Consider the following 14,131-nt stretch of genomic DNA (forward strand, 5'->3'; position numbering starts at 1 on the left):
TGCGGCACCGAGTCCGTGATGAGGTGCCTGAGTGTCCACGCGTGACACGTGGTTCCCTCGATCGTACCGGGAGCGGCGGGCGGGCAGCACGCTTACCACGCGGCCCCCTCGCGGACAAGTCCCGAAGCTGTTAGTCTGTCGGGGTTTGTCCGGCGAGCGCGAGCTCGTAGGAGCTGCAACGTCGCCGTCCCGTCGGACCCCCGAAGGACGCTCAGCACACCGGAGGAACACACTTGACACCGAACAACGCACCCCAGTCGCACGGCGATCGGCCGCTGCGGACGAAGGGCGCTGCGAAGCGCGCTCGCCGGAAGCTGACCACGGACGACGTCACCGTCGTCGAGGAGTCGCTCCTCAAGCGCGCCGTCGCCGCAGCCGCACTCGGCAACGCGATGGAGTGGTTCGACTTCGGCATCTTCGCCTACCTCACCGTCACCATCTCGAAGGTCTTCCTGCCGCAGGGTGACCCCGCCGCGAACATCGTCGCCACCTTCGGCTTCTTCGCCGCCGCGTTCATCGTCCGCCCGATCGGTGGGGCCGTCTTCGGCCCGATCGGTGACAAGATCGGCCGCCAGAAGGTCCTCGCCCTGACGATGATCCTGATGGCCGCCGGCACGCTCATGATCGGCCTGATCCCGTCGTACGACACGATCGGCTTCTGGGCGCCCGTGCTGCTGCTCGTCGCGCGCTTCGTGCAGGGCTTCTCGACCGGTGGCGAGTACGGCGGCGCCGCGACGTTCATCGCCGAGTACTCCCCGGACAAGCGCCGAGGGTTCATGGGTTCGTGGCTCGAGTTCGGCACCCTGGCCGGGTACGTGCTCGGCGCTTCGATCGTCACCGGCCTGCAGTTCGGGCTGTCCGAGGACGCCCTGCTCAGCTGGGGCTGGCGCATCCCGTTCATCGTCGCCGGCCCGCTCGGCCTGATCGGGCTGTACCTGCGCCTGAAGCTCGAGGAGACGCCGGCCTTCCAGAAGCAGCAGGAGCAGGCCGCCGAGCGCGAGTCGCAGAAGACGCCGTTCCTCAAGCTCTTCGCCACCAACTGGCGCGCGCTCATCGTCTGCATCGGCCTGGTGCTGGTCTTCAACGTGTCCGACTACATGCTCCTGTCGTACATGCCGACCTACCTCGAGCAGAACCTCGGCCAGAACGCCACCTTCGGTCTGATCCTCATCGTCATCGTGATGATCCTGATGATGGTCGTCATCACGTTCGGTGGTCGCCTGTCCGACCGGTTCGGCCGTCGTCCCGTGCTCGCCGCGGGCTGCATCGGGTTCTTCCTGTTCTCGTGGCCGGCGCTGCAGCTCGTGCAGTCCGGTACCGGCGTCGGCGTCTTCTTCGGGCTGCTCATCCTCGGTGTGGTGCTCGTGACGTTCACCTCGACGATGCCCTCGACGCTCCCCGCGCTCTTCCCGACGATCATCCGCTACGGCGCGCTGGCGATCGCGTTCAACGTGTCCGTCTCGCTCTTCGGTGGCACCACCCCGCTCGCGACCGCCGCGCTCATCAACAGCGCGAAGGACGCCGGCCTCGGCTGGGCCGAGGACATCCCGGCGTTCTACCTGATGGCGGCCGCCGTCATCGGGCTCGTGGCGGTGTACTTCACGAAGGAGACCGCGTCGACGCCGCTCATGGGCTCCGGCCCCACGGTGGCCTCGGAGGAAGAGGTCGCGCAGGTCATCGACGAGTACAACGACCCGTCGTCCGACTTCGCGCAGTCCGACTGGGCGAAGGAGTTCTCGACCAGCGAGATCCCGATCATCTCGGCCGACTCGGACAAGGCGCCGTCCGGCTCCTGACCGGCAGGGGCGGCTCTCCGCCCCTGCGCCAAAGCGACAGTGTCCCGGCGGTTTTCGCCGGGACACTGTCGCTTTCGCGGTAGTGGCTGTGGCGCGGGGACAGACTGGCCGGGCTACGCGGCGGCGGACCTCGGGCCGGCCGACAGCCGCTCGGCGGCGCGGACGAGCCCCGCGGTCACGGCGTGTGTCGGGCGTGCGAACACCTCGGCGGCCGGGCCGTGTTCCACCGCGGCACCGTCGTGCATCACCAGGACGTCGTCCGCGATGCGCCGGACCGCACGGAGGTCGTGCGACACGAACACCATCGCGACACCGGTCTCGTCGCGGAGCCGTTCCAGCAGGCCCATCACCGCGTCCTGTACCGTGACGTCGAGCGCCGTGACGGGTTCGTCGAGCACGAGCACATCCGGCCCCGTCGCCAGCGCACGGGCGATGGCCAGCCGCTGCCGTTGCCCGCCGGACAGCGTCAGCGGTGAGCGGCCGCGGATAGCGGGGTCGAGGTCGACCCGCCCCAGGGCCTCGTCGACGCGGGCGTCGAGCGACCCGGTCGCCCGTCGTGCATCGCCGCCGGACATCGCGTCCGCCAGCACCCGCTCGACGTTCCACCGCTCGTCGAAGGTCGCGCCGGGGTCCTGCACGACGGCGGACACCCGGCGGCGGCGTGCCCGTCGGTCCCGCTCGGGGAGCGGTGCCCAGGGAGCGCCGTCGAGCGTGACCGTGCCGGTGTCCGGCGCCTCGAGGCCGAGCAGCATGCGCACGAGCGTCGTCTTGCCGGACCCGGACGCCCCGACGACACCGAGTGTCCGCCCACGCCGGAGTCCGAACGACACCCCCGTGACGGCGTCCACCCGGTCGTACGACTTCCGGAGGTCCGTCGTCTCGAGCACGGCGGCAGCAGCGCCGACGACCGGCCGCGGCGCCGCGGTCCGCCCGGCGGCCGAAGCGGCGACGAGTGCCCGGGTGACCGGGTGGGTGGGGGATCGGAGGACCTGCGTCACCGGCCCCTGCTCGACGATCCGCCCGCCGTCCATCACCACGACACGGTCGGCCCACCCGGCGACGAGCCCCAGGTCGTGCGTCACGACGAGCAGCCCCGCGCCCTGCTGTTGCGCTGTCCGGAGCTGCTCCATCACGCGGACGGCCACACCCGCGTCGAGCGCCGTGGTCGGCTCGTCCGCCACGACGAGCACCGGCGAGCCGATGGTCGCGGCGGCGATGAGCGCGCGCTGCCGCATCCCGCCGGAGAGGGTCCCCGCGAGCCGGCCGTCCGCCGCGATCGCCGGGTCGAGCCCGACCGCGTCGAGCGCGGAGCGCACGGCGTCCACCCGCTCGCGAGCGCTCATCTCCGTGTGCAGCCGCAGGGTGTCGCCGACCTCGCGCCCGACGGGACGCAGCGGGTCCAACGCACCCAGTGCCTCCTGACCGACGTAGCCGACCCGTGACCCTCGGACCGCTCGCCACCGTCGTTCCGAGAACGCGCGGGTGTCGAACCCGGCGACCTCGAGTCGGTCCGCGCGGACGGCGGAGCCTGGCGCGGACAGGCCGAGCAGGGCCCGGACGGTGACGGTCTTGCCGGAGCCGGACGCGCCGACCAGCGCGACGCACTCGCCGGGATCCACGTGCAGCGCGACGTCGCGGACGACCGGTGCGCCGCCGATCGAGACGGACAGCCCCTCGACACCCAACACGCTCATCGCACCACTCCCGTTCGTCGGATGGCCCGGCCGAGCACCGTCACCGCGGTCGCGAGCACGACGATCGCGAGGCCGGGGAAGGTGCTCATCCATGGCGCTGTCTGCAGGTAGGTCCGGCCGTCGGCGAGCATCGCGCCCCACTCCGGAGCGGGCGGTGGCGTGCCGACGCCGAGGTAGCTGAGTGCCGAAGCCCACACGATGGCCTGCCCGATGCCGAGCGTCCCGACCGCGACGACCGGCCAGAGTGCCGCCGGCAGCACGTGCCGCACGACGATGCGTGCGGGGGAGCGCCCGAGCAGCACGGCGGTCTCGACGACCTGGGAGGACCGAGCCGATCGGACCAGGCCACGGACGATGCGCGCGTACCCGGGTGCCGTGGCGAACCCGACGGCGAGCATCGCGGGCACCGGGCCGGGGCCGGTCACGGCGATGACGACCAGTGCGACGAGGAGCAGCGGGAGCGCGAACGCGACCTCGGTGATCCGCCCGATGACGGCGTCGACGACCCGGCCGCCGAGGCCGGCCGCGACCCCGAGCACCACCCCGAGGCCACCGCCGACGAGCGTGGCGACGACCCCGACCACGAGGCTCGCCCTCGTGCCGGCGACGACCCGCGCCAGGACGTCCCGCCCGGACTCGTCGGTGCCGAAGGGACTCGACCAACTCGGGGCCTGCAGCGCCTGCGCGGGGTGCACGGCGAGCGGGTCGCCGCCGCCGAGCAGCGCCGGCCACACCGCAGCGACGACGGCGAGCGCCACCACGGCCGCCGCCAGGATCCCTGCCGGCCCGAGCGTCCCCCCACGGACTCGCTCGGACCGTCGGATCCCGTCTCCCGGTTGCGCGCCGGCCTGGAGGGTCGGTTCGGCGATCCCGCTCATCGTGCCCCCGCCTCGTGGCGCGTCCGCACGCGTGGCGGCCCCGACTGTCGGCCGCGGGGATCGACGATGCGCTCGAGGACGTCGGCGACGGCGAGCACGACGACGTACGCGAGCGCTGACACCATCGCGATGCCCACGACGAGGGGCATGTCGCGCTGCGTGACCGCGGTGACCAGGGCCCGCCCGATGCCGGGCAGCGCGAACACCGACTCGACGACGACGGCCCCGGAGACGAGCGACCCGAACGCCCAGGCGGACAGGGCGATCCCAGGGAGTGCGGCGTGGCGGAGCAGGTGCCGACCGAACACCCCCGCGCGGGTCTCGCCGCGCCCGCGTGCGGCGAGCGCGAAGGCCGACCGCTGGGCGTCGACGACCCCGTCGCGGATGGTCTCGGCGAGGTACCCGGCGACGGGGACGGCCACCGTGACGACGGGCAGGACCCACCCGCGCGCGGTGCCGTCGCTCACCGCCGGGAACCACCCGAGGCTGCTCGCGAAGACGACGATGAGCACGCTGCCGAGCCAGAAGTGCGGGGTCACGCTGGCGGTGACGCTCAGCGCCGAGGTCAGCCCCGCCGCGAACCGGCCGCGCTGGGTCGACCACCACGCGGCGACGATCGCGAGGGCCCAGGCGACGACGAGCCCGGCGACCGCCAGGGTGAGCGTCACGGGGAGCTGCTGTCCGAGCAGCGTGGCCACCGGCGTGCGGAACGCGTACGAGTCGCCGAGCTGCCCGGTCGCCAGGCGTCCGAGGAACACCGCGTACTGGACGACGACGGGTCGGTCGAAGCCGTAGTCGTGGCGGACCTGGTCGACCGCGGCGGCCGATGCCTGCGACCCGGGGCCACCGAGGATCGCGAGTGCGGGGTCGCCCGGGATGAGCCGGATCGCGACGAAGACGATCGTCGCGACCGCCCAGAGCACGCCGATGCCGCCCAGCGCACGGCGGAGCACCCAGCGCGACCACTGCGCCGGAGCCGAGCCGCCGCCGGGCCGGGTCAGGCCTGCGCGACGCATGCCGTGCCTCCTGTCCGGATCAGTCCGCGATCCAGGCCGAGCCGAACCACGGGGTCGACACCGGGGTGGTGCGGATGCCGTGGACGCTCGAGCGGTACAGGAAGTGGTTCTGCTGGTCGTAGAGGGGCAGCACCGTCCGGCTCTCGAGGATGCGCTTCTGGGCCTGTTCGTACAGGTCCGCGCGGGTGCTCTGGTCCGAGGTCTCGGCGGCCCGCTGGAGCAGCGAGTCGAGCTCCGGCTCGTCGAGCTGCGCGAGGTTCGCGAAGTACCCCGACGGCGCGGGCGTGATGCTCGCGGAGTCGTAGAGGATCCGCAGGACGTCCGGCCCGACCTTCGTGTACGGGGCGCTGACCACGTCGTACTGGTTCTTCGCGAGCGCCGCGTACCAGCTCGACAGGTCGAGTTCCTGCAGCTGGACCTTGATGCCGACCTTCGCTTCGGATGCCTGGATCTGCTGGAACAGGCTGCGCTCGGCCGGGACCGACTGGTTCGTCGACACCGGGAACGTCACGGTCAGCTGCTTGCCGTCCTTCTCGCGGATGCCGTCCGAGCCGACCTTCCAGCCGGCGTCGTCGAGGAGCCGCTTCGCCGTCGCCGGCTGGTACCGGAACAGGCTCTTGTCGGAGTACGCGAACGGTTCGACGCTCGACAGCACCGAGTACGAGCGCTTCGCGGTGCCGAGGAACAGGCTCTGGATCCCCGGGTCGATCTCGGCACCGGCGATGAACGCCTTGCGCACGGCTTCGTCCTGGAAGACGCCGTGGCCGGAGTTCAGCTCGAGTCGGTTCGATGCGCCGGGTCGGGGCGCGTCGAGGTCGCGGATGGCGCCCTTCGAGGACGCGGCCTTGAGCTGGTCGGGCTGCGCGTTGTCGATGACGTCGACCTGGCCGGACTGCAGCGCCGCGTAGCGCGAGGTGGAGTCCGGGATGAAGCGCCAGGAGACGCCGTCGAGGCGCGGCTTCGTCTTCCCCCAGTAGTCCTTGTTCTGGACCAGCGTCACGCGGTCGCCGTGCTTCCAGTCCGTGATCTCGAACGGGCCGGTGCCGACGGGGGACTCGCAGTTCTCCTTCTGGGAGCGGTCGAGTGCCTTCGGGGACTCCATCCCGACCCACGCCTGCGAGAACGACTCGAGCAGTGCGCTGTCCGGACGGCTGAGCGACAGCGTCACGGTGTGGTCGTCGGTGGCCGTTGCCTTCTGGATGGACTGCAGGGCGAGGTAGCCCGTGCTCGACGCCGTCGTCGGGTCCTGCACGTGCTCGATGTTCCGCACCACGGCGGCCGCGTCGAACGGGGTGCCGTCGGTGAACGACACGCCCTGACGCAGCGTGAAGGTCAGGGTCTCGCCGTCGTCGCTCGTGGTCCACTTCGTCGCGAGGGCCGGCGTGGGCTTGCCGTCGTCGAGCCCGACGAGCTCCTCGATGTACTGGCTCGCCAGCAGCGCCTGCGGGTAGTTGCCGCCGACGTGCGGGTCGAGGCAGGTGGGCTCCGCGTCGCCGGAGGCGTAGGTCAGCGTGCCGCCGTTCTTCGGCGTGGCGTCGGCGGAGCTCGTGCCGGACCCCGTGCAGGCGGTCAGCGCGAGGAGGACGGCGACGGCACCGGCGAGGGCACCGATCCTTCGGGTTTTCTGTACTGGGTCCAAGATCATGGCTCGACGAGTCTAGTTGTTTACTGGACCCCATGGACGAACCGATCCGCCGTGGGGGACGGCCGCGACGCTCGAGTGCCGAGGTGCTCGCGGACGCCGCCGCCGAACTGTTCCTGGAGCAGGGCTACGGCCGGACCACGGTCGACCAGATCGCCGCACGCGCCGGGGTGAGCCGCGCGACGTTCTTCAACTACTTCCCGGCGAAGTCCGACGTGATGTGGCTCGAGCTCGACGCCGCGGTCGGAGCGCTGCCCGCGTTGCTGGCGGCGTCGGACGACCCGTCCGCGGTGCGAGCGGTGGAGAGCGCGTTGCTCGCCGCTGCCCGCGCGCACGACCCCGAGCGGGTCCCGTGGGCGATCGCGCAGGCCGAGGTGATGGGGATCGGGCCGGAGCTCGTGGGCAGCGTCGCGGCCCGGGTGATGGCGCAGCACGGGGCCGTCGCCGCGTTCGTCGCCCGGCGGACGGGGGAGTACGCGGGGTCGCTCTGGCCGCAGACCGTCGCCGGCGCGATGCTCGGCGCCGCTGCCGCTGCCTTCGGGGTGTGGGTCGCGGACGGGGTGGCTCGGCGCCCGCTCGTGGAGTACGTCGGCGCGGCGCTGACGCCGGTCGCCGCCGGCCTCGACGCGCGCTGACGCCGCCGTGCCGTCCGTCGGTGCGGCGCCGTCAGTCGGTGCGGAGCGTGCCGGCGCCGCCCGACGCGACGTCCTCCGCGGTGCCGTCGCGCACGACGTCGGGGACCTCGGCGTCGGTCGGCACCAGGGACTCGTCGCCTGGCAGGCTCAGGGTGAGGACCGCTTCCTCGATGTACTGGCTGTCCTCGAGTGACTTCTCGACGTCGCGCAGCCGGACGGCCACGTGGGACTCGTCCTCGTTGCCGGTCAGGTCGATCGCGGCGACGAGGTAGACCCGCGACGGCCCGACGAACTCCAGGTGCAGGTACGTCACGCGTTCGATCTGCTCGCGGGAGAGCAGCTCGACCAGCACCGCGTTCTCCAGCTCCGGCGAGGTGCTCTCCCCGAGCAGGAACCGGCGGTTGCGGTCGATGAGGACGATCGCGACGACGCCGAGCAGGATGCCGACCGCGATCGAGCCGATCGCGTCGAAGACCGCCAACCCGGTGACCTGGTGCAGGAACACCCCGAGGAAGGCGATGACGAGGCCGACGAGCGCGGCCGCGTCCTCGGCGAACACCGCGCGGAGCGTCGGGTTCGAGGACTGCAGCACGTGCCGCAGTACCGGCACCCGACGCTTCGTCGCGGCACCGTGCGCCTGCCGGTACGCCTGCAGGAAGCTCGTGCCCTCGAGGCAGAACGACAGCGCGAGCACGATGTAGTTCAGGGTGACGTCCTCGGCCGGCCCGGTCTCGCCCAGCTCGGAGATGCCGTGGTAGATCGACACGATCGCGCCCGCGGTGAACAGCCCGAACGCGGCGAACATCGACCAGATGTAGGTCTCGCGGCCGTAGCCGAGCGGGTGCGCCACGTCACGCTGCTTCGCGCCCCGCCGCTCGGCGATGAGCAGGAAGATCTCGTTCCCGGTGTCGGCCCACGAGTGCGCCGCCTCGGCCACCATCGACGCGGACCCGGACAGGAGTGCGGCGATCGACTTGGCGAGGGCGACGAGCAGGTTCGCGCCGAACGCGATGACGACGGTGAGCAGGGATTCGGGACGATCCTGCTGCTGATCAGACGAGGGCATCCCTCAAGCATGCTCCCGTCCGGTAAACTCTCGTACCAAGAGCACTGATCCGGCCATCACCGGGGAGCTCCCGGAAGAACGCGGGACGCACACGAAGCGGTCCGTCAGTAGAGCCGGGCGGGTTCGGGACCGTCACCATCCCCGACGACGAGCGGCCGTTCCGGTGTCCCGGACGGCAAGCGAGGTGGTACCGCGGAGCGTGCTCCGTCCTCGTGGAGAGCAACCGAACCCACAGGAGCAACCGGTGCGATACCCACTGAACCGCGATGCGGACGCCGCTGCCGGCGTCACCCCGTCCCCGAGCTTCCCCGCCGTCGAGCAGGGCATCCTCGCCTTCTGGAAGGGCGACGACACCTTCCAGGCCTCGATCGACCAGCGCGACGGCTGCGACGAGTGGGTCTTCTACGACGGCCCGCCGTTCGCCAACGGCCTGCCGCACTACGGCCACCTGCTGACCGGCTACGCCAAGGACGTCTTCCCGCGCTACCAGACGATGCGCGGCAAGCAGGTGCACCGCCGCTTCGGCTGGGACACCCACGGGCTCCCCGCCGAGCTTGAGGCGATGCGCCAGCTCGGCATCACCGAGAAGCACGAGATCGACGAGATGGGCGTCGACGTCTTCAACGCCGCCGCGAAGCAGTCCGTGCTGCAGTACACCGACGAGTGGCAGGAGTACGTCACCCGTCAGGCGCGCTGGGTCGACTTCGAGAACGACTACAAGACGCTCGACGTCACGTACATGGAGAGCGTCCTCTGGGCGTGGAAGCAGCTCTGGGACAAGGGGCTGGCGTACGAGGGCTTCCGGGTCCTGCCGTACTGCTGGAACGACCAGACGCCGCTGTCGAACCACGAGCTGCGCATGGACGACGACGTCTACCAGATGCGCCAGGACCAGTCGGTCACGGTGTCGTTCCCGTTGCAGGGCGCCCGCGCCTCGGAACTGGGACTCGACGGCGTCCGTGCCCTCGCCTGGACGACGACCCCGTGGACGCTGCCGACGAACGCCGCGCTGGCAGTCGGGCCGGCGGTCACGTACGTGGTGCTGCCGGCAGGGCCGGGAGGCTCGGCTGACGGCAGCGACGCCGGTTCCGTCCGGTACATGCTGGCGTCGGACACCGTGGCCGCCTACGCGAAGGACCTCGGGTACGAGTCGCCGGACGCCGCTGTCGCGGCCGTCACGCGCGAGCTGCAGGGCGCCGAGCTCGACGGCGTCCGGTACGAGCGCCTCTTCGACGACCTCGCCGACACCGAGGGCATGGAGCACGCCTGGCAGGTCCTCGTCGCCGACTACGTCGAGACCGGCGAGGGCACCGGCATCGTGCACCAGGCTCCGGCGTACGGCGCCGACGACCAGGTGGTCTGTGCCGCCGCGGGCATCCCCGTCGTGCTGTCCCTCGACGAGGGCGGCGTCTTCACGTCGCAGTTCCCGCTCGTCGCCGGCCAGCTCTGGTCGGACGCGAACAAGCCGCTGACGAAGGCCGTGCGCGATGCCGGACGGCTGCTGCGCCAGGCGTCGTACGAGCACAGCTACCCGCACTGCTGGCGCTGCCGCAAGCCCCTCATCTACAAGGCCGTCTCGTCGTGGTTCGTCCGCGTCACCGAGTTCCGCGACCGGATGGGCGAGCTCAACCAGGACATCACCTGGGTCCCGGAGAACATCAAGGACGGCCAGTTCGGCAAGTGGGTCGGCAACGCCATCGACTGGTCGGTGTCCCGCAACCGCTACTTCGGCACGCCGATCCCGGTGTGGGTCTCCGACGACCCGGCGTACCCGCGGCAGGACGTCTACGGCTCGCTCGAGGAGATCGAGCGCGACTTCGGCCGGCTGCCGGTGAACGGCGACGGCGAGGTCGACCTGCACCGCCCGTTCATCGACGACCTCACCCGGCCGAACCCGGACGACCCCACGGGTGCGTCCACGATGCGCCGCATCACCGACGTGTTCGACGTGTGGTTCGACTCCGGGTCGATGCCGTACGCCCAGGTGCACTACCCGTTCGAGAACCGCGAGTGGTTCGACACCCACAACCCGGCGGACTTCATCGTCGAGTACATCGGGCAGACCCGCGGCTGGTTCTACGTCATGCACGCGCTGTCGACGGCACTGTTCGACCGTCCGGCGTTCCGCAACGTGGTCAGCCACGGCATCGTGCTCGGCTCAGACGGGCAGAAGATGTCGAAGTCGCTCCGGAACTACCCGGACGTCTCCGAGGTGTTCGACCGCGACGGCGCCGACGCGATGCGCTGGTTCCTGATGTCGTCGTCGGTGATCCGTGGTGGCAACCTCGTCGTCACCGAGGAGGGCATCCGCCAGGGCGTCCGCGAGTTCCTGCTGCCGTTCTGGTCGACGTACTACTTCTTCACGCTGTACGCGAACGCGTCGGGCGACGACGGCGCAGCGACATCCGAGGGGTACGGGGCCTCGCGCAGCACCACGAGCACCGACGTGCTCGACCGGTACCTCCTCGCGAAGACCCGCGTGCTCGTCGAGGACGTCACGAAGCACCTCGACGCGCTCGACACCCCGCTCGCCGCGCAGGCCATCCGCGACTTCGCCGACGTGCTGACGAACTGGTACGTCCGCCGCTCGCGGGACAAGTTCTGGCTCGGCGCCGGATCGTCGGCGTCCGCGAAGGCTGCGTTCGACACGCTGTACACCGTGCTCGAGACGCTCGCCCGGGTCGCCGCCCCGCTCGCACCCCTCGTCACCGAGGAGGTCTGGAAGGGCCTCACCGGTGGTCGCAGCGTGCACCTGGAGGACTTCCCGGACGCGTCCGAGTTCCCCGCGGACGACGCCCTCGTGGCCGCGATGGACCGCGTCCGCGACGTCGCCTCGAAGGGGCTCGCGCTCCGCAAGGCCACCGGCAAGCGCGTCCGGTTGCCGCTCGCGACGCTGACGCTCGTAGTGCCGGACACCGCCGCCGTCGAGCCGTTCGTGGACATCCTCCGCGACGAGCTCAACGTCAAGCGGGTCGTCCTCGAGCCCCAGGCGGAGGAGTCCCTCGCGCAGTACGGCATCGAGCGGAAGCTCACCGTCAACGCCCGCGCCGCCGGTCCCCGCATCGGCAAGCAGGTGCAGCAGGTCATCCCGGCCGCCAAGAAGGGCGACTGGGTCGCGACCGAGTCCGGCGTCACCGTCGGCGGGATCGACCTGGTCGAGGGCGAGTACACGCTCGACCTCACCGTGGCCGACGAGGCGACCGTGGTGGCGTTCCTCGACGAGGGCGGCTTCGTGGTGCTCGACACCGTGACCACCCCGGAGCTCGAGGCCGAGGGCCTGGCCCGCGACGTCGTCCGTGCCGTGCAGCAGGCCCGGCGCGAGGCCGACCTCGACGTCAGCGACCGCATCGCCCTGACGCTCCGTGCGGACGAGACGGCCGAGGCAGCGGTGCAGGCGCACCAGGAGCTGATCGCGAACGAGACCCTGACGACGACGCTGCAGCTGGTGGCCGCCGTGTTCGCGGAGGACGACCCGGCCACCGAGGTCGGTGACGGTGCGAAGGTGACCGTGGAGGTGGAGCGCGCATGAGCGACGACGACGAGAACGGCTTCGAGGACCAGACACCGGACGGCATCGAGATCCCGGTGGGTCCGGCCGGCGACGCCGACCCCACCGAGGTGGTCCCGTACGGGGGTGACGACGATGAGGTCAAGCGCGTCGAGGCCGCCCTGTACGCCCGGATCGGCGAGCAGTCGCCCGAGCACCGCCTCACCGCGACCCGTCGTGCCGTCGAGCTCCTCGGCGACCCGCACCTCGCGTACCCGGTCATCCACATCACGGGCACGAACGGCAAGACGTCGACCGCTCGGATGACGGAGAGCATCGTCCGCGCGCACGGGCTCCGCACCGGACTCATGACGAGCCCGCACCTGGTGTCGATCCGCGAGCGCATCGTCATCGACGGCGCCCCCATCGCCGCCGACCGGTTCGTGGAGAACTGGGACGACATCGTGCCGATCCTCGAGATGACCGACAAGGAGCTCACCGACAAGGGCGAGCTCCCGCTGACGTTCTTCGAGGCGCTGACCGTGCTCGCGCTGGCGTGCTTCGCCGAGGCGCCGGTCGACGTCGCCGTGATCGAGGTCGGCATGGGCGGCGAGTGGGACTCCACGAACGTCGTGCAGAGCCAGGTCGCGGTGTTCACGCCGATCGCGATCGACCACGCGAAGCAGCTCGGCAACACCGTCGCCGAGATCGCCCGCACGAAGTCGGGGATCGTCAAGCCGTCCTCCGCCGTCGTGTCGAGCGCGCAGGTGCCGGAGGCGCTCGCCGAACTCGAGCGCGCAGCCGAGCTCACCGAGTCCACGCTCGCCGTCGAGGGTGCAGGGTTCAGTGTCGTCGACGTGACCCCGGCGGTCGGCGGCCAGCTCATCACGGTGCAGGGCATCGCCGGGCGCTACGACGACCTGTTCGTGCCGCTCTTCGGCGGGTACCAGGCGCACAACGCCGCCGTGGCGATCGCCGCGGTCGAGTCGTTCATCGGCCGCGGTTCGCAGCCGCTCGACGAGGACGTCCTCAGCGAGGGGCTCGCCGACGCCACGAGCCCGGGCCGGCTGCAGCCGATCGCCCAGGACCCGACCGTGGTCGTCGACGCAGCGCACAACCCCCACGGCGCCAAGGCCCTGGCCGATGCGCTGCCCGTCGCGTTCCCGTCCGGCCACGTCGTCGGCGTCGTCGGCATCCTCGCCGACAAGGACGCCCGCGGCTTCGTCCGGGCGCTCAAGGACACGATCCAGACCTTCGTCGTCACGCAGCCGCCGGGGGAGCGGGCGCTCGACGCCGACGAGTTCGCCCGGGTCGTCGTGGACGAGGTCGGGGGTGACCGGGTGGTCGTCGAGCCCACCCTCGTCCAGGCCCTGCAGGAAGCGCGCGACCTGGCGGACGAGGCGGAGGCCGAGGACGCCATGGTGCTCGTCGCCGGCTCCATCGTGATGGTGGGCGCGGTCATGGACCTGGTGCACCAGGAAAGCGAGGCGAAGTGACGGACGCACCCCGAGCCTCCCGGCCGGCCAGGCGACCGCGTCGCGAACGCGGCGCGCAGGAGAGCCTCACCTCGATCGCGCTGGTCCTCGAGGCGATCATGTTCTTCTTCCCGATGCTCGTCGTCTTCGGCAAGCACACCCTGCCCGCCGGATGGGCCTTCGGCGGCGGCATCGGCGCGATGATCGTCCTGGCGCTCGCGTCGCGGATGACGGGCACCCGTGCCGGTGTATGGTTCGGGTGGCTGCTCCAGGCGGCCATCCTCGCCACCGGCTTCATCGAACCGTTCATGTTCGTCGTGGGCCTGGTGTTCCTGGTCCTGTGGGTGTTCTGCTTCGTCAAGGGCGGACAGCTCGACCGGATGAACGCCGCCCGGCGCGCCGCTGCCGAGGACTGACCACATCCACCCCCGAACCCCAGGGA

At 71.3% G+C, this 14,131-nt stretch carries 10 protein-coding genes; 5 read left to right on the forward strand and 5 right to left on the reverse strand.

What is annotated here, in order from left to right; genetic code table 11:
• Positions 1-233: 233 nt before the first annotated feature.
• Positions 234-1,796 (forward strand): glycine betaine/L-proline transporter ProP, encoded by a 1,563-nt coding sequence (proP, locus tag ACIPJ2_RS13430; protein WP_402729231.1) that lies wholly within the window; start codon positions 234-236, stop codon positions 1,794-1,796.
• Between the two features lie 113 nt (positions 1,797-1,909).
• Here the strand turns inward: proP and ACIPJ2_RS13435 are convergent, their stop codons facing one another.
• Genes ACIPJ2_RS13435 through ACIPJ2_RS13450 form a run of 4 tightly spaced genes read right to left on the reverse strand, consistent with a single transcriptional unit; the run spans position 1,910 to position 7,029 of the window.
• Positions 1,910-3,490 carry an ATP-binding cassette domain-containing protein gene (locus tag ACIPJ2_RS13435; protein WP_402729232.1) on the reverse strand — a complete coding sequence of 527 codons (1,581 nt, stop codon included), beginning with the start codon at positions 3,488-3,490 and terminating at the stop codon, positions 1,910-1,912.
• On the reverse strand, positions 3,487-4,368 hold the full coding sequence (locus ACIPJ2_RS13440) for an ABC transporter permease (protein ID WP_402729233.1): 882 nt from the start codon (positions 4,366-4,368) through the stop codon (positions 3,487-3,489). Before ACIPJ2_RS13440 ends, ACIPJ2_RS13435 begins: the two co-directional genes overlap by 4 nt.
• Positions 4,365-5,384, reverse strand: coding sequence for an ABC transporter permease (locus ACIPJ2_RS13445; RefSeq protein WP_402729234.1), 1,020 nt, complete (start codon positions 5,382-5,384; stop codon positions 4,365-4,367). Before ACIPJ2_RS13445 ends, ACIPJ2_RS13440 begins: the two co-directional genes overlap by 4 nt.
• Before the next feature lie 19 nt (positions 5,385-5,403).
• Positions 5,404-7,029, reverse strand: a complete 1,626-nt coding sequence (locus tag ACIPJ2_RS13450) for an ABC transporter substrate-binding protein (RefSeq protein WP_402729235.1) — start codon at positions 7,027-7,029, stop codon at positions 5,404-5,406.
• Positions 7,030-7,061: 32 nt separating this feature from the next.
• Here ACIPJ2_RS13450 and ACIPJ2_RS13455 point away from each other — a divergent pair, with 32 nt between their 5' ends.
• A complete protein-coding gene (locus ACIPJ2_RS13455) occupies positions 7,062-7,661 on the forward strand; it encodes a TetR family transcriptional regulator (RefSeq protein WP_281267372.1) in 600 nt (199 codons plus the stop codon).
• Positions 7,662-7,692: 31 nt separating this feature from the next.
• Here ACIPJ2_RS13455 and ACIPJ2_RS13460 read toward each other — a convergent pair whose 3' ends face one another.
• Positions 7,693-8,727 (reverse strand): cation diffusion facilitator family transporter, encoded by a 1,035-nt coding sequence (locus ACIPJ2_RS13460; protein WP_402729236.1) that lies wholly within the window; start codon positions 8,725-8,727, stop codon positions 7,693-7,695.
• 244 nt (positions 8,728-8,971) lie between these two features.
• Between ACIPJ2_RS13460 and ileS the strand changes: the two genes are divergently transcribed.
• From ileS to ACIPJ2_RS13475, 3 genes are read left to right on the forward strand one after another with little or no spacing between them, the layout of a single operon-like run.
• Positions 8,972-12,256 (forward strand): isoleucine--tRNA ligase, encoded by a 3,285-nt coding sequence (gene ileS, locus ACIPJ2_RS13465; protein ID WP_402729237.1) that lies wholly within the window; start codon positions 8,972-8,974, stop codon positions 12,254-12,256.
• Complete coding sequence (locus ACIPJ2_RS13470) at positions 12,253-13,710, forward strand: bifunctional folylpolyglutamate synthase/dihydrofolate synthase (protein WP_402729238.1); 1,458 nt, start codon at positions 12,253-12,255, stop codon at positions 13,708-13,710. The genes ileS and ACIPJ2_RS13470 overlap by 4 nt, the downstream gene beginning before the upstream one ends.
• Positions 13,707-14,105, forward strand: a complete 399-nt coding sequence (locus ACIPJ2_RS13475; RefSeq protein WP_402729239.1) for a DUF4233 domain-containing protein — start codon at positions 13,707-13,709, stop codon at positions 14,103-14,105. Before ACIPJ2_RS13470 ends, ACIPJ2_RS13475 begins: the two co-directional genes overlap by 4 nt.
• Positions 14,106-14,131 lie beyond the last annotated feature (26 nt).

The organism is Curtobacterium sp. NPDC090217 (assembly GCF_044746705.1).
Taxonomy (GTDB): domain Bacteria; phylum Actinomycetota; class Actinomycetes; order Actinomycetales; family Microbacteriaceae; genus Curtobacterium.